The organism is Enterococcus sp. 1001283B150225_161107_E12 (genome assembly GCF_015556925.1).
Lineage (GTDB): Bacteria > Bacillota > Bacilli > Lactobacillales > Enterococcaceae > Enterococcus_B > Enterococcus_B mundtii.
In genome coordinates, this window is sequence record NZ_JADNNI010000011.1 from 60,763 (window position 1) to 85,542 (window position 24,780).

Here is a 24,780-nt window from a genome sequence, read left to right on the forward strand (position 1 = left end):
GGTGCTTATGGAGATAAGTACTGAAATCAAGGAAAGGAGAAGCCTTTTGTCTGTTGAAACAGCGTTAGGGCTAATGATTAGTTTCGGTTCATTTACCGCTACTTTGATCTTTGGTATCCTAGCCTTGACCAACAAAAATGACAAAAAGAAATAGCCGTCACTTTAGCGAGGGTCGGCTATTTCTACAAAAAATATCTAATTCTTGCCACTAGCTTTTAGCGGTGCTGTCAAAAGGGAACTGTTGACGCAGTTCCTTTTTCGTTTTTATTATAGCACAACTTCGGCTTCTTCTTCAATTCTGATTGATAGATAAGAAGGATTTATGGAGACAACTAATTGGCTGGACCAATAGATTCCGACTTAAAAACGATTACTCAAAATTTATGACAAGCTTTTTATCCAATCCTTGTGCTAGCTCGATCACTAACTCAATACTAGGATTCATTTCACCTGTTTCAACTCGTGAAATGGTTGATTGAGGTTTCCCAATTTTTTGCGCTAATTGTTTTTGTGTTAATCCAGCACTTTTCCTTAATTCTGCTAGTTTTAACGCAATATCTAATTTAGCTTCTTCAATTTCCATTAGATGCAGAAATTCTTCACTTTTTTCCGCTCTTTTTTTTATATAATTTTGTACTTGACTCATCATATCCACCTCTCGTTCTTACTTAAAAAATTGTCTCGCAACTTTCTACCTTTTTCTAACTCTCGTCTGGAAAGCTTATTTGCTTTCTTTCGAAACCCATGAGTAATAAAATATTCATGCCCTTTTCTTTGAAAATATATTCCTCTTAAAGCATTACTACTCATACTTGCTCGCACTTCATATAGATTGCTCTCCAGTTTTTTTACCCACTCTTGCCGCATAGCTGTATGTATATCTGTTTTTTCAATTTTATCAATGATTGATAAAATTTTTGCAGCCTCCTTGTCACTCAATGAATCAAGGAATCTTTCAAATTCATCGCCCCACTTAAATTTAGGATGATTCAACTTATTTCCTCCTAATCATATCATTATATAGCGAATTAGCTATATTTTTTTCTACTATTTGTTAAAAACTTTTTTCTTTAGGCAAATCAAATTTTCATGTTTATTTTTCCCTTCTTTTCATGGTTGATTTATCCTTTACACAATCAATTACGCTAATTAAAGACTATTATTTTGATCTATATTGCTATCTTTAAATCAAAAAAAAAAAAAACGCCTAAAAAGGCGCTTTTGGTAGAAATTTGGAAAACTGTGCTTTCAAAAGTACGTAAACAAAGGTTTTTGTTCCTTGAGTTTTTCCCAGTTTTATTGAGTTTTGCTATCATTTCCGATACATCTTAAACTCCAAGAATAAATCATTATAGATTCCTAAGTATTCCGAACCGAGATTTTCGTAAACTTCAAGATGCGAAATCGTTTCATCCGATGGATAAAATTGTTCATCTTCGGAGATTTCTTTTGGTAGCAATGCTTTGGCAGCTTTATTTGGTGTGGAGTAGCCGATGTATTCTGCATTTTGGGCGGCATTCTCCGGATCGAGCATGAAGTTGATGAAATCATACGCACCTTCTTGGTTTTTAGCTGTTTTCGGCATGACGATATTATCAAACCAAAGATTTGAGCCTTCTGTTGGGATCACATAATGTAAATGTTCATTTTCATACATCATATCTGCCGCTTCACCTGAGAAAGTCACAGCTGCTGATGCCTCTTCGTTGATCATATACATTTTGATCTCATCTGCAACGATTGCTTTGACATTTGGCGTCATTTTATTCAATTTTTGAGCTGCTTCGTTCAGTTCGGTCATGTCTTTGCTATTCAAAGAATACCCTAAACTATTCAAAGACAAGCCCATCACTTCTCTTGCTCCATCAATCAACATCAAGCTGTCTTTCAATTCTGGTTTCCAAAGGTCATCCCAGTGCTTGATTTCTTCTTCATTGAACACTTTATCGTTATACACGATACCCAGTGTTCCCCAGAAATAAGGAATCGAATATTTATTATCAGGATCGAAATCCAAATCCAAGAAACGATCATCGATATTGTTCAAGCCTTTGATCTTACTATGATCTAAAGGCATAACAAGTTTTTCTTCAATCATTTTTTGGATCATGTATTCACTAGGAATAGCAATGTCGTAATTGGTTCCACCCTGTTGGATCTTGGTAAACATGGCTTCGTTCGAGTCAAATGTTTCGTAATTCACTTTATAACCGGATTCTTGTTCAAATTTTGTGATTAAACTAGGATCGATGTAGTCCCCCCAGTTATAGATGGTCACAATTTTCGCGCCGCTCATTCCGCTCGCTTTTTCTAATTGTCGAACACTGACAAGCAATACACCAATGATCAAGATAATACCGATCAGCAAAGACTGTAATTTTTTCATCGTAAACGAGCCACCTCCTCACGGTTGCGGCGATTTTTTCTCAATCGTTTTGGTCGGTTTTCTTTACTGATAAAGTAGTAACCGATCACTAATACCATCGAGAATAGGAAGACAAGTGCGCTCAATGCGTTGATCTCTAAGCTGATTCCCTGCCGCGCTCTTGAATAGATTTCAACGGATAAAGTAGTAAAGCCGTTCCCTGTCACAAAGAAAGTAACTGCAAAATCGTCCAAAGAATACGTGAATGCCATGAAATAACCGGCAATGATTCCTGGAGATAAAAACGGTAAAATGATATTTTTTACGACTTGGAAATTATTCGCCCCTAAATCTCTCGCAGCATCCACCATCGAATCGTTCATTTCTTGCAATTTTGGTAAGACCATTAAAACAACGATAGGGATACTAAAAGCGATATGGGAAAGCAAGACACTTTGAAAGCCTAACCCAAAGCCAATTAGCGTAAAGAAAATCAAAAAACTCGCACCGATGATCACATCGGGAGAAACAAGTAAAATATTGTTCATGCTCAATAGCGCCGTTCGTGCTTGTCGTTTTTTTGTGTAATAGATCCCCATCGCGCCAAATGTCCCGATGATCGTTGCAATCAAAGCCGATAAGAACGCCAGCATAAATGTATTCAATACGATGATGATCAGTCGTGTATCCTCAAATACCGCTTGATAATTCTCCCAAGTAAAGCCGGTAAAGCTGTTCATCGTTCCGCCTTCATTGAAGGAATAAAAAATCAAATAAAAAATTGGTAAATACAATAATAGAAAGACAACTGTTAGATAGAGATACGACCATTTGAATTTTTTTCTCATGAGCGACCTCCTTTTTTCTTCTCACCAGTTAGTAACATCACAACGAACATAGCAATGATCAAAATCACACCGATCGTTGAACCCATGCCCCAATTTTGCGTCACTAAGAAATGCTGTTCGATCGCTGTACCTAGCGTGATCACTCGATTTCCGCCAATCAAACGTGTCAACATGAAAAGCGATAGTGAGGGAATGAAAACTGCTTGTACCCCACTTTTCACGCCATTCAACGACAAAGGAAAAATCACTCGGCGAAATGTTTCAAAATTACTTGCTCCTAGATCTTTACTAGCACTCAATAACGAAGGGTTCATTTCTTCTAACGCGTTAAAAATCGGCATGATCATGAAAGGAATCTCGATATATGTCGCTACGAATAAGAAGCTAAAATCAGTAAATAAAATCTGTTGCGGGCCAATGCCGACAAACTCGAAAAAGTGGTTGACACTTCCATGGATACTGAAAATCCCGATAAAGGCATATGCTTTCAGCAATAAATTGACCCATGTCGGTAAAATGATCAACATCAACCACAATTGCTTATGTTTCAATTTCGTTAAAAAGTAAGCTGTTGGATAGCTGATCAACAATGTGAATAATGTAATCAAGAACGCATACCATACCGAATTGATCGTCATGGCGATGTAAGTTCCTGAAGTAAAGTACGCAGCATAATTGCTTAATGTAAACTGACCACTCATATCAAAAAAAGATTGATAGATGATCATCAAAACAGGCGCAATCACAAATAATCCAAGCCACAAAACATAAGGGATGGAATAGATCCTACGCATTGTTCTCATATTCTCTCCCCCTATTCTTCGTAGCTTTCCAAACGTGCGTCGAAGTCTTCTTCTGACTCATTGAAACGCATGACGTGGATGTCTTCTGGTTCAAAGGCTAAACCGACTTGACTCCCTTCGCGTGCTTTTTTCGTTGAGTGGACCATCCATTCATTTTGTTGCTCATCATAGCAAATGATCTCATAATGGACACCACGAAATAGTTGAGTGTCAACTGTCACGACTAATTTCCCTTTATCCGGTGTTGTGATCGTTAAATCCTCTGGACGAAGCACGACTTCAACTGGTTCATTGACGCGCATCCCACCATCGACACACTCAAATTGTTTGCCAACAAACTCAACCAAGTTATCTTCAATCATCACGCCATTGACGATATTGCTCTCACCAACAAAATCTGCCACGAAATGATTGATTGGTTCATCATAAATATCCACAGGGGTACCACTTTGAACGATTTTCCCTTTGTTCATCACAAAAATCTCATCACTCATTGCTAACGCTTCTTCTTGATCATGCGTCACAAAAATAAAGGTGATCCCTAAACGTTGTTGTAGTTCGCGCAACTCATATTGCATATCTGTACGTAACTTTAGATCCAAGGCTGATAACGGTTCATCCAATAACAAGACTTTCGGCTCATTGACGATAGCTCGCGCGATGGCCACCCGTTGGCGTTGTCCCCCTGACATCTCGCTGATCTCCCGTGTTTCATATCCAGGTAATTGCACCATACGTAATGCGTCTTTGACCTTTTTTTCGATTTCTGATTTAGGCATTTTTTTGATTTTCAATCCAAATGCAACATTATCAAATACATTCATATGAGGAAATAAGGCGTAATCTTGGAAAACCGTATTGACTTGGCGCTTATTCGCCGGTAGATCGTTTAGGCGCTTTCCTTCAAAATAAATATCTCCTTCGGTTGCTTCCGTAAATCCTGCAATGATTCGTAAAATCGTTGTTTTCCCACAACCAGAAGGCCCCAACAATGTATAAAATTTCCCTTGTTCGATCTCAAAACTGACATTCTTCAAAATTGTTTCATCATCATAGCTTTTTACGACTTGATCGAATGATATGATTGGTTTTCCCACTTTTTCTGCCCCCTATATTACAAGTATGATTCGGTTGCGACGATCAATACCTTAGTTTGTTTGTTTTGATGATTGCGTAATTGATGCTGTGTCGTTGCCTGATAGTACATCGATTGACCTTTTTTTGCTACATACTCTCGTTCACCCAAGCTTAGCGCAATCTCCCCTTCCAGAACAAAAATAAATGTCTCTGAAAGTGAAGGTTCAAAGGTTTTATATTCACCAGCTGTATCAAATGTCAATAAAACTGGTTCCATTTCTTTTTCGTTGGAATCTGTCACTAACCATTCCAGTTCGTACCCATTCTCTTCATCGTAATAAACGGTACGATCTTCTTTCGTATAAACGATTTGAAGGTTGGGTGTTTCTTGATGAAAAAATGCTTCTGGGGTAACTCCTAAGACTTCAAGAATAGAGAAAAATGTTTCCATCGATGGCGAACTTAGATCCCGCTCAAGCTGTGAGATATAGCCCTTTGATAAATCTGTCCGCTCCCCTAATTCTTCTTGTGTCAAATTTTTTTGGATACGCAGATTTCGTAACTTCTCACCAATTTCCATTTATCTCTGTCCCCCTACGTAAAGTTTTCTAATAGTAAACTCCAAGTTTACTACCACCTGTATTAGTATACAAATTTCCGCTGAAAAAACAACCCTTTTGCTTGAATTTTCTTTGTACTTTTTCGGCTGTCTCAAACTTTTTTTAGAAGAAATTAATCAGCAAACTACTAGAAAATGAAACGCTTTATGGTATGATTAAGGAAAATTTTGAAAGGAGTACCTTCTATCTAATGAACACATTCAAACAGTTTCAAGTAAACAACGAGCCTACTTTTCATACAAGCATCGTTGACAAAGAATTTCCTGAGCTGACTAATAATGAAGTTTGGGTAAAAATCGCATACTCAGATGTCAATTATAAAGATGCGTTAGCTTGTAGTGAACATGGACAAGTGATCCGTCACTATCCAATGACTCCCGGAATTGATTTTTCTGGTGTCGTCATGAAAAGCTTGGACAAACGATTTCAACCAGGAGATCAAGTTCTAGCAACTGGCTATGGACTAGGTGTTAGCCAACCTGGTGGCTATAGCGATTACCAAAAAGTATCTGGAGATTGGCTTGTCCCTCTTCCAGAAACGATGACCCTACGTCAAGCAATGGTTCTAGGCACCGCTGGTTTGACTGCTGCACTTTGCGTGAATGCTTTACTTACCCAAGGAATGAAAGCAGAGGATAAAGTGATCGTCACTGGTGCCTCTGGCGGAGTTGGTAGTGTGGCAATTGCCATGTTGCATAAAATGGGCTTTCAGCAAATCACCGCATTTTCTCGTAAAGAAGAAGCAAAAACTTGGCTACAGAAACTAGGAGCGACTCAAGTTGTTCATCCAGAAGCCTTTCTGCCAGAAAAAAATAAACCTTTAGATAAACAACAAGTCGATTATGTGATCGATACTGTTGGGGGCGAACAGCTCACACGATTATTGCCTTTGATTGCTTATGATGGCGCAGCTGCTCTCTGCGGCAATGCGGGGGGCATCAAATTGACAACGACTGTTTTACCTTTCATTTTACGTAATATCCAGTTGATCGGTATCGATTCAGTCAATGTTCCTCATGAAAAACGCTTGAATATCTGGCAACAATTAGCAGACCTATCTGTAACTGATCATTTAGTCGTCAACGAGATCACCTTAGATCAATTGGAAGAAACAACCAAAAAAATCCTTGATGGGACACACCAAGGAAGAACACTTGTCACTGTGGGTGAAACAATATGAAGGTATTGATCACAGCCGGTGGCACAAGCGAACGAATCGACCAAGTCCGCTCGATCACGAATCATTCGACTGGACGATTAGGTCAAGCCATCGCAGAAGCCTTTCTTGCTCACGAGACTGTGACGATCGACTATGTGACGACACGATCTGCTGTAAAACCTACTGCTTCTAAAACTTTGACGATCCATCTCATTGATTCTACACAAGACTTACTGGATACGTTAGAACGATTGATGCAAGATAATACCTATGATGCTATTATCCATAGCATGGCGGTCAGTGATTTTACACCGGCTTTCAGTCTTTCTGAACAACAGTTTGCTGAGCGCTTGAGTAAAGAGGCATTGACTCCTGATTCACTGCCGTCATGGCTGGCAGAAACAGAACAAACCGCTAGTAAAGAAGCCAAGATTTCATCTGATACGGACTATCTCTTTTTGACCTTGAAGAAAACACCAAAGATCATTCGTTCGTTACGCCAATGGCAACCAAATGCTGTCATCGTTGGTTTTAAATTATTAGTCGATGTCTCAAAAGAACACTTATTGGACATAGCTAAAAAAAGTTTGATCACCAATCAAACCGATTATATTTTGGCCAACGATTTGACTCAAGTCAGTGAAACACACCATCATGGCTATTTATTATCTAAAAATGGAGAAGTCATAGAAGCCGATACCAAGCAAGAGATTGCAAATTGTATCGTTACCGCGATTCTAAAATAAGGAGGAATTCATGATGAAAAAAATCCTATTAGGCGTATCTGGCAGTATCTCTGCTTATAAAAGTGCAGATATCACAAATCAACTAGTCAAACTCGGTTATCAAGTCGATGTCATCATGACAAAAAGTAGTACCAAATTTATTACACCTTTAACATTGCAATCCCTTTCAAAACGTGCTGTCCATACAGATGTCATGCAAGAAAACGATCCTTCAGTGATCAACCATATCGAGCTAGCCAAACAAGCAGACTTGTTTTTGATTGCACCAGCCACTGCAAATATTATCGGCAAGCTAGCGAATGGTCTAGCAGATGATCTCTTATCGACTGTTGCCATGGCATTATTACCAGAAACACCAAAATTGATTGCACCAGCGATGAATACTAATATGTACCAACATCCGATCAATCAAAGAAATTTAACAACGCTAAAAGAAATCGGTTATCAAGAGATTGAACCTAGAGAATCCCTCTTAGCTTGTGGTGATTACGGAAAAGGTGCTTTAGCGGATAACCAAATCATTATCGACCAAGTCACACTTCTGCTGAATCAGAGGTCGGTCTAGTATCTAAGGAGTTATGATGAAAAATACCAAAAACTTTACTTTAACTGCTATGTTTTTAGCAATTATGATTTTACTCGCTGTCACGCCTCTCGGATTTATTCCGATTGGGCCAATCAACGCAACAACGATGCATATCCCTGTCATCGTCGCTTCAATTATTTTAGGCCCTCGGCTGGGTGCTTTTCTCGGTGGCACATTTGGTTTGATCAGTCTGATTCGCAGTACGTTCATACCAACACCGTTATCTTTTGTTTTCTCACCGTTTATTCCGGTGATCGGCACAGATCAAGGAAGCTGGAAAGCCTTGATCGTTGCCTTAATACCTAGAATCCTGATCGGTGTTGTTCCTTATTTCGTTTATAAAGGAATACAGCGATTGACAAAAAATAAAGTAAGTCCGCTCTCATTGTTTCTCGCAGGAATTGCTGGTTCTCTGACCAATACGATTTTAGTGATGAACTTGATCTATTTTCTATTCCAACAAGATTATGCACAGGTTCTTGGGACAAATATCAATGCAGTCTATTCAGCTGTCTTAGCGGTCATCTTTACTAGTGGCGTACCAGAAGCAATCGTCGCTGGTTTAGTCACAGCTGCGGTATCTACCGTTTTACTACGAATGATTCGTTAATGATCGGATTGAAAAACCAAAAAAGAGTGATGCGGTATGCTAGCTCTTTTTTGGTTTTTTTGTTGATAAGTGTTTAGTCCTGAATTTTTTATCTTTTGGTGTTACCATGATTGATACAGATATGTAGCGAAAGGATGAAGAAAATGAATATTTTTGTAGTAGGAGCAAATGGACAAATCGGGCGTCATTTGATCCAAAAACTCGGAACAACCGAACATCAAGTTTACGCGGGTGTACGAGATGTTGCCAACCAAGCGATTTATGATGAAGAAAATATCGCCTATGTTCCCTTTGATTTAACTTGGTCTTCAGAAAAAATGGCGGAAGCCTTTCAAGAGAGTGAACTTGTCATCTTTGCTGCTGGTTCTCAAGGTAAAAATCTTTTACAAGTGGATTTAGACGGTGCAATCAAAACAATGATTGCAGCAGAGCAAGCAAATATCTCTCGTTATTTGATGATCAGTGCGGCTTTTGCGGATAACCGTGAAAAATGGCCTGAGTCAATGACAGATTATTATATTACCAAATATTATGCAGACGAATGGTTGAAAAATCAGACATCATTAGATTATGTCATATTACAACCTGTAGCTTTGACGAACGACGATGAGGTCACTTCGATCCAATTGACCAAACCAGACGAAAAACCAGCTCAATCGATTACCAGAAAAACGGTAGCAGAAGTTTTAGCAGCGTTAGTGGATCAACCAAACATCACAAAAACAACTGTTGTTCTATCTGAAGGATCAGCTACAGTATCGGATGCTATCAAACAACTTGTTGAGGAGGCTTGATCATGCGTGGAATCTCTATGAAACATCCCGGTTCAGCAGACGTTTTGACTGAAGTGGATGTCCCTAGACCTATTCCAAAAGCTGGGGAGTTATTGTTAAAAGTCCACACCGCTGCGGTCAATCGTACGGATATCATGCGTCGCGAAAATACTGCACTTCAAGCGCCTTACCCGATCTTAGGTGTAGAGGTTGCTGGTGAAGTCATTGAAAATGCAAGTGACCGTTCTGAGTTTTCAACTGGAACGAGAGTCTATGGTTTAGTGAATTTAGGTGGCTACGCAGAATATGCCGTAATCCCAGCAGATCGAGCAATCCTCTTGCCCGATTCCCTTGACTACGTTTCAGCCGCTGGTATCGCTGAAGTTTTCTTAACTGCCTATCAAACCTTGTATTGGTTAGGAAAACTCCAAAAAAATGAGACTGTCTTGATCCATGCTGGTGCAAGTGGTGTTGGTACTGCAGCGATCCAATTAGCCAAACAGTATTCGCAAGCACGCGTCATCGTTACCGCAGGTTCAGCTGAAAAGTTAGCCTTTTGCCAAGAATTAGGCGCAGATGAAATAATCAACTATAAAACGCAAGATTTCGCAGAGGAAGTAAAAAAGATGACTGAGGGGAATGGCGTTGATGTCATCTTAGATTTCGTCGGTGCCTCTTATTGGGAGAAAAATCTGTCATCGATTGCTGTAGATGGTCGCTGGGTCTTGATCGGCACACTAGGAGGCACAACAGTTGAGTCTCTTGATCTAAGAGTTTTGTTACAAAAAAGAATCCAATTGATCGGTACGCTATTGACACCAAGAAGTGACGAGTACAAAGCAAAACTGACTCAAGAGTTTATGAAAAACATCGATCCTTATTTTGAAACCGGAGCGATCCGTCCAATCATCGATCGAACCTTTCCATTATCAGAAGCAAAAGAAGCCCATGAATATATGGAAGCCAACAAAAACGTTGGAAAAATCATTTTGACAGTCAGCGAATCTTAAAAAGAGAACCTAGGGCATGAGCCTTAGGTTCTTTTTTTATATCATTCCTATTATTGTGCAGAGACAAATTTTGCTGCTTGTTGTCCTGCTTGACGTCCGAAAATAATGATTTCCGCTACAGAGTTTCCGCCGATGCGGTTTTCACCATGTAAGCCACCTGTGACTTCACCTGCTGCGTAAAGGCCAGTGATCGGTTGTCCGTCTTTATCCACAACTTCTGTGTTTGTATTGATTTTGATTCCACCCATCGTATAGTGGATACCAGGTGCGATTTTGATCGCATAGTAGTTTGGTTTAGACAGATCATGCTCCATGGCTGTCGTACGACCAAATGCTGTATCGTCTTGATTGGCAACTTCTTCGTTCCAAGTCGTAACAGTTTGTGCTAATGTTTCTGCTGGTAAGTTGATTTTCTCTGCCAATTCTTCAATCGTCTCACCTGCTGTTACATAACCTTTTTCATCATAAAACTCAATGGCTGTTGCGCGATCGCGTACCCCTTGGTCAAATATCAAATAAGCAGATTTTTCTGGCAATGCAGTGATTGCAGCTGATACTTTGTCTCGTGTATTCATTTCGTTGACGAAACGCTCGCCATCTTGATCGACTAAGATCGCTCCTTCACCACGTACCACTTCCCCGATCAAGAATCCTTCGTCTTGTTGAACCGTTGGATGGATCTGGATCTTATCCATATCGACCGTTTGACCGCCTAATTTTTCAATCATCTTGATCCCATCGCCTGTTGATCCCACTTGATTCGTCGTTACATATCCTTCCAGATCTGGACGGTAAGTTTGGATGTATTCCTCACTCGCACCGAATCCACCAGTTGTAACAACTACAGCCTTACCAGTGATTTCTTTTGGTTCTTCCCCTTGCACTTGAACTGTTACTTGGTTGACTGTATCTCCCGTTTTTTGGATATCTGTCACTTCAGTATTTACAAAAATCGGGATTTGGCGTTCGTGGACATTTCGTAATAACCCATCGACTAAATAGCCACCAATCGCAGAACCATCAGAAGGGCGATGTGTTCGTCTTTCGCTCATTCCACCAGTGATCGTCAAGTTATCTAATTTAATGCCATTTTCATCTAACCACTCGATTGCAGCAGCCGAATGATCGACAAAATAGCGTAACATTTCTTTATCATTTGTGCCATTCGCCCCTGCTAATGTTTCTTCATAAAAGGCGTCGTTCGAATCAGTGATACCTTCTTCTTCTTGGAATTTTGTTTCAGATGCGTTCATTCCACTTGAAGATTTTAATGTATTTCCACCAGCAACTGGCATTTTTTCAAAAATGACTGGATTCAAGCCTGCATCTTTTGCTTCGATTGCAGCTGCCATACCAGCTCCTCCTCCACCGACGATGATCAAATCATATTCTTCTTTCATCTCAGCTGGATTTGTGTAAGTTTGAGCAGATGCTCCGGATGATACTTCTGTTGATTCTTTTGTGGAAGAGCTACTGGATGCAGATTCTTTTTCATCAGGCGTACAGGCACCTAAGGCAAAAATTGCTGTAACTGTCAGTAACCCTTTAATTGTTTTCTTCATAGTTGTCCTCCTAAAATTTAACACTTACCCCATCATAAGTGATAGCATTCACAAATTCAACCAACAATTTATATTTTCCGTACTACTGTTATCTTTCTCTTTTATAAATAACCATTAATATTCCAAAATTTTCAAGTTTTCGTTAGTAACTATCGAAAAACAGTCGAGTTTCTTGAATAAATAGTCAGGCAAAAAAAATTTGTTTTTTTGATCCAAACAGAAGATTTGGGCTTTTTTCATTAGACAAGTATAATCGATATGAAACACGAAGGAGTTCATTTATGAAATTTATTAAACATTTTTTTTCAAAAGGGAGTAAGTCCGCCGGGAAGGTCACTCATGCGATTTACATCATTTTACGTATCATTGTGGTGGTCATGCTCGTCGACCAATTGATCGACCGGAACATGGGGAATATCATGCTCTTATTATTAACTTTATTATTGTTTGAAATCCCCTATTTACTAGAAAAATTACTAAAGATCCAAATCCCTAACACACTGGAAATCATCATCTTATCCTTTATTTTCAGTGCCACTGTCTTGGGTGAATTAAGTGACTTTTATGGCTACTTTTCATTATGGGACACAGCGTTACACGCACTAAGCGGCTTCCTAGCAGGTGGTGTTGGCTTTTCTCTTGTCTACCTCTTGAACAAAAACACGAAAACAATGAATCTGACGCCATTACTAGTTGCACTAGTGTCATTTTGTTTTTCCATGACTGTCGGTGTGTTTTGGGAATTTATTGAATTCTCTGCAGATCAAGTCTTACAGATGGATATGCAAAAAGACAATTATGTTGATCAGATCAACAGTGTCAAATTAAGCGAGGATGGCAACACCGTATATAAGATCAAAGATATCCAACAAACAACTGTCACATATAAAGATGAGCATGGCAAAACCAAAGAGTATGTCATGGCAGATGGGTACTTGGACATCGGGATCTTAGATACGATGAAAGATTTATTCGTCAATTTTATCGGAGCCCTTGTCTTCAGCGTTTTCGGTTATCTTTATACACGAAACGATTATCGGAAATTTACGTTCATCCGGAACTTCATTCCTAGAAAAAAAGGTGTGACCACACGGATGGATACTGCTGGAAACAAAAAAGAGTAGCTGGAGAAAAAGTAAAATTGGTTTTTGTTTTTGATCTCAAGCCCAAATAAGCGGCTGGACCATAAAGTGATAATATCCAGAAATAAGGTGAAATCCGCAGAAATTCTAAGAGTAATTTTTGTGGATTCCACCTTATTTTTCAAGACCAAACACTTCTGACCCACCCTTTTTTATTGTGTAGGATAAATAGCCATGATCTTTTGAAGATCTGTTTTTTCTGTCTGTTGTAAACCAATCACAAAAACAATGATTGACACATTTATCTAATGAATGGCCTAAATCATTCGAACGATTAGGATAAATTGCTAAGCTTGGCAGAAATACCTGCTTGGAATCCTACTAAGATATTTTACGCTCGAAATGGACAAGTAATGAACATGAGGTTCTTTTCCGTGCAAAATTTTTTAGTATTTCAGCAAAACGCCTTGCACTTTTTTTGAAAAAACATTAGATAAGCATTTTTTTAATTCGCTTGATACATTGTTAAGTAGACATTGTTTATTTAGCTCTCCTGCCGATTAAAAATGGCCAGACTCTCCTTCTATCCATTTTTTCCTACTACGCAAATTACTTGTTAAAGTTGTAAAACTAATTTTGGCTGATGTTTCTTTTCTTGTCGATTGCTCCTCTCTGAATTGACCTTGACACTTTTTTCTGTACTAGTGACAACAAGATTTAGGAAACTTCGCTTCATCGACGGGGTGACTGATTCCATGCCTGTTCGTTCATTTGGAACAGTCTGATGTTTCATTTCCTGTTGATTGCTCCTCTCTGAATTGACCATGGTACTTTTTTCTGCACTACTGACAACAAGATTTAGGAAACTTCGCTTCATTGATGGGGGGGCTGATTCCATATCTGTCCGCTCATTTGAAACCGATTGCTTTACACGATTAGGCTCTTCTATAGTAGATTCAATACTTGAGAGAGCTCTCCTTGATTGCTCTTTCGTAAACAAGTCTGATTGATCTATCTCTCTTTTCTTTCTAAGGTTTGTTAATTGATGATCGCTTACTTTAGCTGTTACATTCGTTTGACTAGGAATGGTGCTGGCGTGTTCTTGGATCAACGTCTGATTCAATTGGATATATTTGTCAAAGTAGCTATGATCTTGTACATATTCCAGTGCTAAAAACGTCGATAACAAACCGTTACCTAATGTCACATCATCGAGGCCTCTAGCAACACGAACTACACCATCGAAGTCTCTTCCCTCCGCTGCGTCTCTTAGGATCATTGCAACCATATCGGCATCCGATATTTGGACATTCACACGTAATACATTATTTTTTTTTAGCTCATTCCACACTGTCTCTTTCGTTAATCCAGGTTTATTTTGAAATTCAGCGATTTCTTCCACAAGACTTGTGAAACCTTCTGAGTTCAAAATACTCTCAAAATTATTCACATATTCATCCACCATCATTTTTCCAGTTTTTACCACACCTAGCTTCGTTGTTGCATATGCCATGAGATCTACTGTTCCTGAACTAAGATGACTCGTCTCATGAAGTAATGCTCTCACCTTGTTTACTCCTATTTCTTTCCCTTTCGCAAGACTCGGATCTAAGTGAAAAGCATCTGCGAAAATGACTATTCGACATTCTGGATCATAAGGAAACACCTCAGCCTTCGTTTCTATATATTCCTTATATAATGTACGAAATTCTTGTGAGTCCCCTTGGCGAACTAAATCAGAGGAGACGACCAAAATATTTTCATAATCCCAATCCGCTGTTTGCTGGAGGAATTGTCTTCCTTTTTGTACGACAGAGATCAATCGATTCAAACTTTCCAATAAGATTGGCTCTTGATTGGGTACGCTCTCCAGCTGAAAAAATTTCACCAGATAAGTTCCTATTTTCGACTCTGCGATTCTATCTTTTGTCAATGCTTCCGCAAACACTTCGATTGCTTTATCATAATAATCGATTGATTTATCAAAGTCTCTACGCAAGTCAATCAAAAATTTCTGAAGAAACTCAGGACTCTTACTCGCGTCAAGACCGGGATATATTCGAACGCCAATTGCCGGTTCCTTTGGCAATTCTTCAATAATCGTTTTCATAATAAGGTCTTTATTCCATTTTTGATTGTTGTAAACAACTGGTTTCGGCTCAGGAATAAAAGTAGAGATGGGGTTTAGAATATTATCATTGATACGATCGATTTTCTTTTTTGTATCTGGCTTCTTATACTTAGTTTCCGCAGGTATAGTATTTCTCAATTCGTTCCAGTATTGACCTTTCTCCGGTGACTTTGGCATTTTTTTTAACGGTGGAAGTTTTTGATTGCCAAATTTTGGAAAGGTGAATTTCCCACTTCTACTTTTTAATAGATTGTCCGAAATCACCTTCTCTTCAATTGTTTCTAGCCGAAATCTTCCTGTATCCGGCGTATAAGACAAAACTGTCTTCCACTGGTTGACATCTTTTTTCAATAAGTAATACCTATTCTCTCCTTGAGGCATTAATATCAAGGGAATGTAATGATCATTAATTTTGATGTAAGATTCCCCCCACTGATTCCATCTCAGCCCTTTTTCATCTGGAGCAGAAATGAAACTTGGATCCTTTATTGAATCAAATTCATCGATTTTTTTCATCACATCCTCTGCCAATTCTTTCGGAATGGAGGGAGAAGTCGCTTCCTCAAAATACCATTTTTTCCCCTTGCAGTTCACAGGATAGATATTCTCTCCATCGATCACATCATACCGTACTTTGTGATTTTTAACTGGTCGAACCGTTACAGGAACGGTCTGCCCATTCATATCAATGAAATACTTAGTTTCTTGTCCACGACCTGGGATCGTCAATACTGTGCCACTACCATACGCACTAGGATTTAAATTTGTTGCTTCTACAAAAACCTGGTCTGGATTAATGTCTTTCGATAAACGGGTAATCAGTGCTTTTTGTTCCTGCGTAAATGACACAGGACCCGAAATCACTTCCAATTGATTCCCTCTCAAATTAAACGCATTTCCGTAGACATCCCCCGTTGTTAGATCCGTCACAATCATATATATATCATCTTTCATGTGTTTTACAGGAACTTCTAAACCAGCCTCTGGCAAACGAGCGATGCTCACGTCTTTAGGAAACACGGGAGGTTGTGTATTCAAATTTGATGCTTTTTCTAGCATTTTTTTTACGTCACTTGCAACCCAAATTTCATTTTTCAGTGCCACTAACTCTTTGAGAATAAATTTTCCGCCATCACTTATTAGTTCAACTCCTGGATCAATGTATCGTATTAGATGAACGAGCAGCAAATTGGATTCAGAAAAATTTGGAATAAACTGTCCACCTAGACGAATCGCCTGTCTAATCCCTCCGGTCGCAATTGCTTTTGCCATCCCTAAAGCAAATTTCATGTTAAGAGAAGTGACTTGTCCTAAGAAAGGAATCAACAGAAGGGCATCAAGCACGCAAGAAGGAACTGCCACGGAAGCATCTTGATTGCCAATCCCTATCACACAATCGTAAAACGGGATAATCGACTGAAGCACCTCCAACACCTGATCACTGATGGTACGATCATTTCCTGATTGATACAAATTTTGGTATAGATTATCCCGATGTTTACTAGCTAATCCCTCAATGAAAGAGTGTGTTTCTTTCCCCTGAGATAGTCTTTTATCACGATTTATAAATTTATAAAACAAAAATTCACGGTTTCCAATCTGAACGCCGTTTTCTATCTCTTTGTAACCTCCACGCAAATGCTCTTTCTGGTTAAACAACCCGTTTATGAGGTATAACATAGGCTTGTTATCTACTCGATAGAATACATAACCTCCAGATTCATCTAATTTCTTCAATCCATAGCAACGTTCTTCATTTCCTTTCACTGCCACAAACAGATCAGTGTTCTCTAATTCAAGTTCAATGATCAAGTCAGGTGGAAGACGATATCCATTGGGGATCGTTGAAACCTCCATGACATGTTTTAATTTGGCAGTTGCCTCATAGATCTGCGTTTCGGGCGAGAACATAAACTCTTGCTCTTTCTCGTTAAACTTTAACAGAGCAAACTCTATCAGTTTTTGATCGAATGGATAATAGGCGTCTGACACGGCTTTCGTCAATCGCGTATACCACTCTTCTAGATTCGGGGGCGTATAGTTACGGCATGCAGTAAGTGCTCCAGAGAGATAGTCTTGTTCTATCGCATAAGAAGTAAATAATCTTGCTCGATCTTTGTCATATTGAGCGCATAACTGTGCTACTTCTTTGGCTAAAACCTGTTTTCGACGCCAATTGATTGCTTCTTTTTGATATGTGCCATAAGCTTCATAAAGTGATTCCAAACTTTCTCTAAGAATAAAATAACTGTTTTTCCAATAATTCAAGAAAGTGTTCACAGCAACTTCTTGATAATTTCCTTCTTCCAAGGCTTTAAGTAAAAGACCTGGATTTAACTGGGCAACAGCTAACATAGCGGGCGTGACAATATAACGCAATTCATCCAACCTTTTCACACCAGTTTTACTGATTTTTTCCCAATATAGACTACCAAATTTTTGAATTTCTTCTTGGGTGAACGATGTGCGAATTCCTGCATCTTCTAATAACCTCGTTCCTGTGAGCTGCATCAAGGAATTATAATTAGAGATAGGGGTCTCATCGGGTAACATACTGACATCCAGTAAATAATTAGGTAACACTTCTTTGAGAAACAGTACCCATAATTTTTTAACAACTGTGAGTTTGTCTTCAGGGATTTCCAAAACCTTAGTCTCTGCATTCAATTCGTCAATTTCAAATAACTTTCTGAGACTACCAATAGTAAATTGGGATGGATCGGGTGAATCGAGGATTTTCTTGAGCATGTATACCTCAACCGAGCTACCTAGTACATTTTCAAACACCCAATTCATAATGGTCGATCGCGCAGCTCTATCCGAAATTTTTTCTCCTTGTCCACCGCCGTAAAGTTTTAATTGGTTTAAAATCACTTTAGAGAATTTTTGTAGTTTGTCATAACTGAGAACCATCCCTGTTCCTTCTTGTGTAAACCATGTTCCCATTGCAACGAGGATGTTGGCTTGGGTTGCTTCCTCTTTTAATACCCCTTCTTGACGGAAAAACTGTGCTACTTGGGCCTTCAAATTAGGATCACGCCAATTGGGTGCTACATAATTTGGCCTTTGGTTCTCATTCATGTTGGAAGATTGCGTACTCGTTACTATTTTGGGTGTTGTTGTTGCGGGTGTTACTGATTTTGTGGAGGTTTTCTCCTCTTTTGATGGTTCAGCAGGCGTTATAGGGAGGCCACTAGCCATATCATATAACCAGTTTTTAAAGGTCACTTCTGCCTTTTCATCTGCAATCTCTGCACCGGCATTTTTTCCAAGAATAAGATTTGCCAACATTTTCACATTAGTGCTATTGATTTTCACTTCATCGTTCACTTTTATCGTTGCCCATTCTGCTGTTTTTAAAATTAGCTCATTCGGCTTAGTGATGTCCACCTTGATATCTCTCGCAGCTAAAAAATAAACGATTTTTTTCTGTATGTTCTCTTTTTGTTGCTCTGTCAGTTCAAGTATGCTCTCCTTCTGGTCCTCGATAGCAATATCTGTGATAAGAACTGCATTATTTTCACGAGTAAACGCGTCAATCTTTTCTTGCTGCACAACAGTTGTTTCAATTTCACTGATGTCGATAGCATCCCATTCCCTGCTCTCTTTATAGGTATAGTCGATTTGTACATTATTATTCTCCCATTGAAGTATAATATAGCGAGCGTCTTTTGCTGTTACCTCTTCTTCACTGCTCCCATATTCCGCTTGTATGATCCTTGCTATTTGTATTTCCCTTTCGATAATCGCTTCGTACGTAGGTCCTTCAAGAAGCCACACTTGTAATTGTCGAACTAATTCACTTGTAGTAGGATGTTTAAAAGAGATCCCACGATCCCGCAAAAATTTTTTAACAACTTCATTCACCGCAGGCGTTTTTCCTCGTTGATCGAAAATCAACTGATGATGATAGAACTTACTGATTGGCTGCGCTTTAGAAATAGTTGGCGAGCGATCATTGATGAAATCACTAAAAAGTTGCTTACTTTCTTTATTTTGTAAATTTAATCGTACGACGTTCTGATTTTCTATTTTCCCTAATTGATAATGAATCATCTCAGGACTCACTTCCTTGAAAGTATATCCTTCCAATAAAGTATTACTCTTCCATTGATTAAAAATCTCCTGTGTTTTTATAGAGGACCAAAATTCCCCAAATCGAATGTCCGTTAGTCCATATGTTTTTGCGATAAAATATGCTAAGAACTGTTCTCTTTCAGAGGTATCATTGCTTTCACTTGTTCCCCCTTTTTGAATCCATTGAAATTGTGCTTTTTCTAACTCATTGCTCGTGGTGTCTTTGATCTCGATTCCTGCTTTAGAAAAAAACTCCTTCAATTTTTGATTCACCATGTTTGTTTCATCTCGTCTTAAAAAAAGGCCAAAATGAAAATAGAGAATTGGTAACGGTTCGGAATAATGTGTCACAGGAGATACATTCTTGACAATATCGACAACGATTGTATGCACTAATGCTAAATCAGAATCTTCCATAGTGGACGGTATCGCTTTCATCTCACTGGTTTCTGTCACTTTTCCCTTCTCTACTGGTAGCTTTAGCTCAATAAATTGGTAATTACTTAACATATTGTTGGTTTTCCATTGGAAATAAATATTTGTTTCCTCGACAGCAGTTAGATTTTGTCTCACCATTCCGTACCCCGCAAGAATGTTCGGAACAAGTTGTTTTTGCCTTTCTAAAATCTTTGAATCTACCTGCCCATCATTTATCCATTCATGTGCGGCTAGAACGATTCCCTGTGGTGATCGATCATCATTAAAAAACTGTTGACTATAGAGAAATTTCTGCACGAATTGATTGGCGTTCTTTGTTTTTTCCCGATCTTGAAACAGTTCATAGTCGTACCATAAGGGGATAAGCGGTTCTTCTATAGAAATGGGTAAAGGCAATTTCTTCATATAAGCGACATGCATGTTGTTCACCGTTGTCACGATATCCACAGGGAGTGAGCCATAGGTATTCGGCCGAACAGAAGTGATTATTCCAATTAGATCATTGTTTAAGATGTCTACTTCCTCATGTCCCTTGGCTGGAAAAAAATTGTAGTCTCTAAAAATATTATTGTTTCGCCATTGCAATATGATAGCAATCGCACGAGTATCCGCTATCGTTTGACCTGTTAGTCCCGAAGAATTAAGGATGATTTCAGCAACCTGTTTGTTTCTACTTAATTCAACCTCTTTTCCGTCTCTTCTTAGAAACTCTTGTGTGGCAAGAATCAACTGAAGGGGAGATAAATTCTCACAGGGGACTTTTTGTTCACATAGAAATTTTTTGACTGCATCATTGACATTTTGCGTTAGATTGATCTTATTGAACATCTCCTGTTCATACCACATAGGTGCTAATTTCTCAGAAGTTGGTACAGGAGAAGGTTTCCCCTCTAAAAATGCAACAATTATACTATTAATTTTATTCAACCGTTCGCCAAAAGCTTTTTCATCAACTTCCGAATTTTCTTTTGTCGTAGATGCTCCCTTTTTCTTTTGGCGCTTAGCATCGTTCATTTGAGGGAGAATTGCGCCATCTCCTTTTTTTGATATTCTCGTAGGTGTAGTTGACATGGATTGACTAGTATTGAATATTGGTATTACCGTATATGCTTTTTCTAAAGATTTAAATTGATAATTTTTAAAAAGATTATTATTTCGCCATTGCATCAAAATGCTAGCTACCGTCTCATCGGTCAATTTGCGAGGAGGTAATCCTGAAACACGCAGAATAATCTCTGCAACTTGTTTTCTTTTACTTCTCTCCGTTTCCACATCATCTACTCTTTCCCAATGTTGTATTTCAAGAAGCAATTCTTGCCCAGACATAGTTGAACACCGTCGTTTTTTTTGACAGATAAAAACATTCACTGAATCGTTCACTTTGTCAATTGCATCTCGCCTTTCAAAAAGCGCACGATCATACCACAAAGGTGGTAAATTTTCTGGTATCTGCCCCTTCAACATCCCATCAAGCATTTGACCATACATATATTTCGTAAAAACCATTTGTAATTTTATTCGTGTCTCTAGAGGTATTTCTTCGGTTGATTGTAATTGTGGATCAAGCATTACTGGTGGTAACGAAGTAGTTGTTTTTAGTGGAAGGTTCGTGGCTTCATGATTGTCTTCTTCTTTTGCAGTTGATTTTGGCGGCAATGCAAACGTGTAATCTTTAAAAATATTATTGTTTCTCCATTGAATAATAATCTCTTCGCCTCTTTTGTCGGATAACCCTTGACTGGACAATCCCAGAGTCTTCAAAATCAATTGTGCAACTTGTAGTTTTCTAGCTAATTTATTGTTTTCTCCCGCTTTCCTTATCCAGTTCTTTACTGCATTAAATAATTGAAGTGTAGACAGCCCTTCACAAGGGATACTTTGCTCACATAAGAATTTCGTCAGCGCTTGATTAACTTTTGCTATTTCGCCTCGCTTTTCATAGACCTCATAATCATACCAAAACGGTTCAAGTTGGCTAGCTGTAGATTCTGGTGAGGGTGAATTATCAAGGTAAGCCATAATGATATAATTTAACTTCATTAATGTCTCCCTAGACAATACTTGATAAGACTTCATCTCTGGATCGTTAGAAACAGAATGATCGCTTTGCATTTGTCGATCAGTAGGAATGGGTTTAGCTTCGGCTGCTAAAAATTGAAGTCCTACCGTTTTCTGGACAAATCTATCTATCCTTCCTAAAAAGTCACTTGCCAACTGATGTATCTGTGTCAAAACACGCCTTTCTTCCGATTTCAATGCTGGTTGTGTTTCTGATTTTAGGTTTGATATTTTTTCCTGATAGCTATTTTCTGGTTTTTTCTGATTTACTTTCTTTATGAAAGTCTTATGTGAAAGGACATTATCATTGGGATGAGTTTTCATTGAAAGGTTCATATTCTTTTGTGTTTGAGGCTCATCTGGACCATGTTTCCCATAGTCCACAGAAAAAGTACGCAACAACAAGTCAAGAAAATGTGACATCACCGATCCACCATTTGCTCCTGCCTGTTCTTTCGTATAATTCGTATGTTCGTATTCACGGAAAAACTGAGAAAACGTCTCGCTTAATCCATCCCAAAAATGGTCTGTTTCATTGCTCATTTTATCTGTTGATTGACTTTTTTTGTCAGTTGTATTCCCATGTTGGCTCTGCTTATTTTCTAAGGAAGCTTGAAAGATCTCTCTTAGCTTTTCGAGCTTTTCATTTGCTTTAAATTGATTGGCCTCTGGAGTGGAGTTATTTGTCATACGGTGAAAAGAAAAATGTCGGTATTGACTTCTTTGCCTTGGTCTTTCTCCATTCTCTTTCTTTGCTTTTGCGACGGCTACTTTACAAACCGTTCTTAACTGTGTTTGTTCAATCTCTTCTCCCCAGATAATCCATTTTTTCATTTGCGTGGCTCTTTTCGTGAGCGTACAATTCATCAGTTCTTCGATATCATGAGCGATTTTGTGAATAGAAAGGCTGAATTCATGAGCCACTTCCGCAATATCGGCTTTTAGTTCTAAATTTTGGTGCGGATAAAAAGGGAGGGTTTGAGTAGAAGCATTATTTGTAGTATTGACGGTCGGTTCTATCTGTGGATCAGCTAGGAAACTGGGGGGGATATTCTCTATCAAGGGTACTTGGCTTCGGTGGTGGATTAGGTTAGGATTGACGGTAGAACTTGAGTGAAAGGAATGGATCCTTGTCTGATTACCTTCACTTCTCAGATCAATACGGGTGTCTGCTTCGAAAGCTGTAGTAGGAGAACTTCTTTGATTGAGACGATCAACTGGTGGAACGATCGCACCCAAGGTCATCCATGTATACAACCATCCTACTGGGTGTCGGATTCCTTGCTCTGTTAAGGTATGTCCAGAATTTGATGCGATAAAATTTAAAACTTGTTGCGCGTGTTTTTCATTCATTTCATCATTGCGTTTGTTGTTGAACAGACCGCTTTCTCTTCTAAAATCATCTTGTGGCATTTTGATCACTCCTTCGCTAAAATGAGATAGCTAGCTAACTATGTAAACGTGGTTGAGATAGAAATGTTCAACACCTAGAAATAAGCGACAAAAACAGATAATAATTCCCTATTTTTAGCTCCTTGTGGTCAATCAATTTTGCTTATAGAATAGTATGTTTATCAACTTTAGGTGTTGCGAAATGACTACTACTACAGCCCCGATTATTTTAGGTCATAACAAACGAAAACAATGGGTTTATCTTTTTCTATTATTCGTGACACATTCTGACTGATTACCGATTTCCCCACTATGAAACACGTATCTGATTACTAAATATGTCAAATAAATCTAAGTATTACAAGTTTTTTATCGGTTTATTTTCAAATTTTCAAGATAGATTTGACAACTCAACTTTCATTTCTTCTAGAAGTAAAAAATAAATATGGGTGATTCAACTATCTCGGATATCTAATTGACTCTTATTACTAAATCATCTGGACGTTTTGTTGTTTTTTCTATTGACCTGATTATACACACAAACCTATTTCTAAGTTGACCTATTATTTCTTGATATTTAAATAACGTTGGTATATGAACTAATAACTTTAATATCTTAGTTAAGGTTTTCCCGCTTAGCGATCAACCTAATAATTCTCTAACATTGAAGCAATTTGAAGCGTTTGGAACAAAAATGAAATTCCTTTTTATTTCTATCCTTAAAATCGTGTATACGGTATTCGCAAGCCAGCTGCGTCAGAAATAAGCGGTGAAACCCAAAAATTTGAAGAACAATTTTCGGGTTTCACCGCCTATTTCTCGGAGCTGAATACTTCTGTCACCACCTATTTTTTAGGTGCTTTTTTTATTTTCGATGATAAAATATCCATCACTATTTCATAATCAGGATTTTCACTACCATCAAATTTATCAGGGATGAACGTGAAACCTAAACTTTGATAAAGTTTGATCGCTGGGTGACTCCATGTCTGTGTGTGTAAATAGATTGGGCTTTGTGTCGTTATTTGCTGAAAACAACGGAGCACTTCGATCGTCAAACTTCTGGCGATTCCTTTTCCTTGATGTTCTGGCTTGACCGCTAACCAATGAAAAAGCGGATATTCTTTCTCACGAAGCTTCCACCAAGCAGTGCATGTGGCAATGCGTTCACCTTGTTCGTTGACCACAAAATACATACGCTTTGCCAGCTCTTCTGGAAAAGGGGCAAAAGCTTGGTCAAAGTAAGCCAATGCCTGTTCCACGGTGTCAAATTCACCGACTGCTGTTTCAATGATTGCCCAATCCTGCTCTGCTCCTGGTTGATACTTTTCAAAGCGATACTGCTGATTCAAGGGATAAGAAGGCAATTCTTCATTGAGTGGGCGTGTCATCCAAATCTCTGCATAGGGCAATTGCTTATCCAACATCACACCACCTACTTTC

The 24,780-nt window shown here is 38.6% G+C and carries 18 protein-coding genes; 8 read left to right on the forward strand and 10 right to left on the reverse strand.

The window, feature by feature from the left end:
* Positions 1-7: 7 nt before the first annotated feature.
* Positions 8-154 carry a putative holin-like toxin gene (locus tag I2F89_RS09755; RefSeq protein WP_071868080.1) on the forward strand — a complete coding sequence of 49 codons (147 nt, stop codon included), beginning with the start codon at positions 8-10 and terminating at the stop codon, positions 152-154.
* Positions 155-370: 216 nt separating this feature from the next.
* On the opposite strand, the gene I2F89_RS09760 is transcribed toward I2F89_RS09755, so the two are convergent.
* The 7 genes from I2F89_RS09760 to I2F89_RS09790 form a co-directional block, all read right to left on the reverse strand.
* The gene (locus I2F89_RS09760; RefSeq protein WP_071868081.1) at positions 371-646 is read right to left on the reverse strand and encodes a helix-turn-helix domain-containing protein; all 276 of its coding nucleotides are present in this window, start codon (positions 644-646) and stop codon (positions 371-373) included.
* A complete protein-coding gene (locus I2F89_RS09765; RefSeq protein ID WP_071868082.1) occupies positions 646-993 on the reverse strand; it encodes a type II toxin-antitoxin system RelE/ParE family toxin in 348 nt (115 codons plus the stop codon). Before I2F89_RS09765 ends, I2F89_RS09760 begins: the two co-directional genes overlap by 1 nt.
* A gap of 319 nt (positions 994-1,312) precedes the next feature.
* Positions 1,313-2,386 (reverse strand): ABC transporter substrate-binding protein, encoded by a 1,074-nt coding sequence (locus I2F89_RS09770; RefSeq protein WP_071867898.1) that lies wholly within the window; start codon positions 2,384-2,386, stop codon positions 1,313-1,315.
* Positions 2,383-3,213 (reverse strand): ABC transporter permease, encoded by an 831-nt coding sequence (locus I2F89_RS09775; protein ID WP_071867899.1) that lies wholly within the window; start codon positions 3,211-3,213, stop codon positions 2,383-2,385. The genes I2F89_RS09770 and I2F89_RS09775 overlap by 4 nt, the downstream gene beginning before the upstream one ends.
* On the reverse strand, positions 3,210-4,016 hold the full coding sequence (locus I2F89_RS09780; RefSeq protein ID WP_019723761.1) for an ABC transporter permease: 807 nt from the start codon (positions 4,014-4,016) through the stop codon (positions 3,210-3,212). The genes I2F89_RS09775 and I2F89_RS09780 overlap by 4 nt, the downstream gene beginning before the upstream one ends.
* Before the next feature lie 11 nt (positions 4,017-4,027).
* Positions 4,028-5,113, reverse strand: a complete 1,086-nt coding sequence (locus tag I2F89_RS09785; protein WP_010734779.1) for an ABC transporter ATP-binding protein — start codon at positions 5,111-5,113, stop codon at positions 4,028-4,030.
* A 17-nt stretch (positions 5,114-5,130) separates the two neighbouring features.
* Positions 5,131-5,673, reverse strand: a complete 543-nt coding sequence (locus tag I2F89_RS09790) for a helix-turn-helix domain-containing protein (protein ID WP_065095581.1) — start codon at positions 5,671-5,673, stop codon at positions 5,131-5,133.
* Positions 5,674-5,903: 230 nt separating this feature from the next.
* On the opposite strand from I2F89_RS09790, the gene I2F89_RS09795 reads away from it, so the two are divergent.
* The 6 genes from I2F89_RS09795 to I2F89_RS09820 all read left to right on the forward strand — a co-directional run bounded on the left by I2F89_RS09795 (position 5,904) and on the right by I2F89_RS09820 (position 10,597).
* Positions 5,904-6,893: an acryloyl-CoA reductase gene (locus I2F89_RS09795; protein WP_065095580.1), complete on the forward strand. Its 990-nt coding sequence runs from the start codon at positions 5,904-5,906 to the stop codon at positions 6,891-6,893.
* On the forward strand, positions 6,890-7,618 hold the full coding sequence (locus I2F89_RS09800) for a phosphopantothenate--cysteine ligase (protein WP_161642026.1): 729 nt from the start codon (positions 6,890-6,892) through the stop codon (positions 7,616-7,618). Before I2F89_RS09795 ends, I2F89_RS09800 begins: the two co-directional genes overlap by 4 nt.
* Before the next feature lie 13 nt (positions 7,619-7,631).
* Complete coding sequence (gene coaC / locus I2F89_RS09805) at positions 7,632-8,183, forward strand: phosphopantothenoylcysteine decarboxylase (RefSeq protein WP_034690286.1); 552 nt, start codon at positions 7,632-7,634, stop codon at positions 8,181-8,183.
* Positions 8,184-8,199: 16 nt separating this feature from the next.
* Positions 8,200-8,814, forward strand: a complete 615-nt coding sequence (locus I2F89_RS09810) for an ECF transporter S component (RefSeq protein ID WP_074800222.1) — start codon at positions 8,200-8,202, stop codon at positions 8,812-8,814.
* Positions 8,815-8,957: 143 nt separating this feature from the next.
* Complete coding sequence (locus I2F89_RS09815) at positions 8,958-9,608, forward strand: NAD(P)-binding oxidoreductase (RefSeq protein WP_161642028.1); 651 nt, start codon at positions 8,958-8,960, stop codon at positions 9,606-9,608.
* Positions 9,609-9,610: 2 nt separating this feature from the next.
* Entirely contained in the window at positions 9,611-10,597 is a 987-nt protein-coding gene (locus tag I2F89_RS09820) for an NAD(P)H-quinone oxidoreductase (RefSeq protein WP_115358099.1), read from the forward strand.
* Positions 10,598-10,647: 50 nt separating this feature from the next.
* Here I2F89_RS09820 and I2F89_RS09825 read toward each other — a convergent pair whose 3' ends face one another.
* On the reverse strand, positions 10,648-12,159 hold the full coding sequence (locus I2F89_RS09825; RefSeq protein WP_034690277.1) for a flavocytochrome c: 1,512 nt from the start codon (positions 12,157-12,159) through the stop codon (positions 10,648-10,650).
* Positions 12,160-12,440: 281 nt separating this feature from the next.
* Here I2F89_RS09825 and I2F89_RS09830 point away from each other — a divergent pair, with 281 nt between their 5' ends.
* Complete coding sequence (locus I2F89_RS09830) at positions 12,441-13,283, forward strand: hypothetical protein (protein WP_023520102.1); 843 nt, start codon at positions 12,441-12,443, stop codon at positions 13,281-13,283.
* A gap of 574 nt (positions 13,284-13,857) precedes the next feature.
* On the opposite strand, the gene I2F89_RS09835 is transcribed toward I2F89_RS09830, so the two are convergent.
* Positions 13,858-23,358: a QWxxN domain gene (locus tag I2F89_RS09835; RefSeq protein ID WP_195514273.1), complete on the reverse strand. Its 9,501-nt coding sequence runs from the start codon at positions 23,356-23,358 to the stop codon at positions 13,858-13,860.
* A gap of 824 nt (positions 23,359-24,182) precedes the next feature.
* Positions 24,183-24,764, reverse strand: coding sequence for a GNAT family N-acetyltransferase (locus tag I2F89_RS09840; protein ID WP_195514274.1), 582 nt, complete (start codon positions 24,762-24,764; stop codon positions 24,183-24,185).
* Between the last annotated feature and the right edge of the window lie 16 nt (positions 24,765-24,780).

Bases quoted from the DNA above. Each gene is read 5' to 3' on its own strand.
- coaC (WP_034690286.1), top strand. From the start codon at position 7,632: ATGAAAAAAATCCTATTAGGCGTATCTGGCAGTATCTCTGCTTATAAA.
- I2F89_RS09775 (WP_071867899.1), bottom strand. From the start codon at position 3,213: ATGAGAAAAAAATTCAAATGGTCGTATCTCTATCTAACAGTTGTCTTT.
- I2F89_RS09815 (WP_161642028.1), top strand. From the start codon at position 8,958: ATGAATATTTTTGTAGTAGGAGCAAATGGACAAATCGGGCGTCATTTG.
- I2F89_RS09780 (WP_019723761.1), bottom strand. From the start codon at position 4,016: ATGAGAACAATGCGTAGGATCTATTCCATCCCTTATGTTTTGTGGCTT.
- I2F89_RS09810 (WP_074800222.1), top strand. From the start codon at position 8,200: ATGAAAAATACCAAAAACTTTACTTTAACTGCTATGTTTTTAGCAATT.
- I2F89_RS09835 (WP_195514273.1), bottom strand. From the start codon at position 23,358: ATGCCACAAGATGATTTTAGAAGAGAAAGCGGTCTGTTCAACAACAAA.
- I2F89_RS09755 (WP_071868080.1), top strand. From the start codon at position 8: ATGGAGATAAGTACTGAAATCAAGGAAAGGAGAAGCCTTTTGTCTGTT.
- I2F89_RS09795 (WP_065095580.1), top strand. From the start codon at position 5,904: ATGAACACATTCAAACAGTTTCAAGTAAACAACGAGCCTACTTTTCAT.
- I2F89_RS09770 (WP_071867898.1), bottom strand. From the start codon at position 2,386: ATGAAAAAATTACAGTCTTTGCTGATCGGTATTATCTTGATCATTGGT.
- I2F89_RS09840 (WP_195514274.1), bottom strand. From the start codon at position 24,764: ATGTTGGATAAGCAATTGCCCTATGCAGAGATTTGGATGACACGCCCA.
- I2F89_RS09790 (WP_065095581.1), bottom strand. From the start codon at position 5,673: ATGGAAATTGGTGAGAAGTTACGAAATCTGCGTATCCAAAAAAATTTG.
- I2F89_RS09830 (WP_023520102.1), top strand. From the start codon at position 12,441: ATGAAATTTATTAAACATTTTTTTTCAAAAGGGAGTAAGTCCGCCGGG.
- I2F89_RS09825 (WP_034690277.1), bottom strand. From the start codon at position 12,159: ATGAAGAAAACAATTAAAGGGTTACTGACAGTTACAGCAATTTTTGCC.
- I2F89_RS09800 (WP_161642026.1), top strand. From the start codon at position 6,890: ATGAAGGTATTGATCACAGCCGGTGGCACAAGCGAACGAATCGACCAA.
- I2F89_RS09820 (WP_115358099.1), top strand. From the start codon at position 9,611: ATGCGTGGAATCTCTATGAAACATCCCGGTTCAGCAGACGTTTTGACT.
- I2F89_RS09760 (WP_071868081.1), bottom strand. From the start codon at position 646: ATGAGTCAAGTACAAAATTATATAAAAAAAAGAGCGGAAAAAAGTGAA.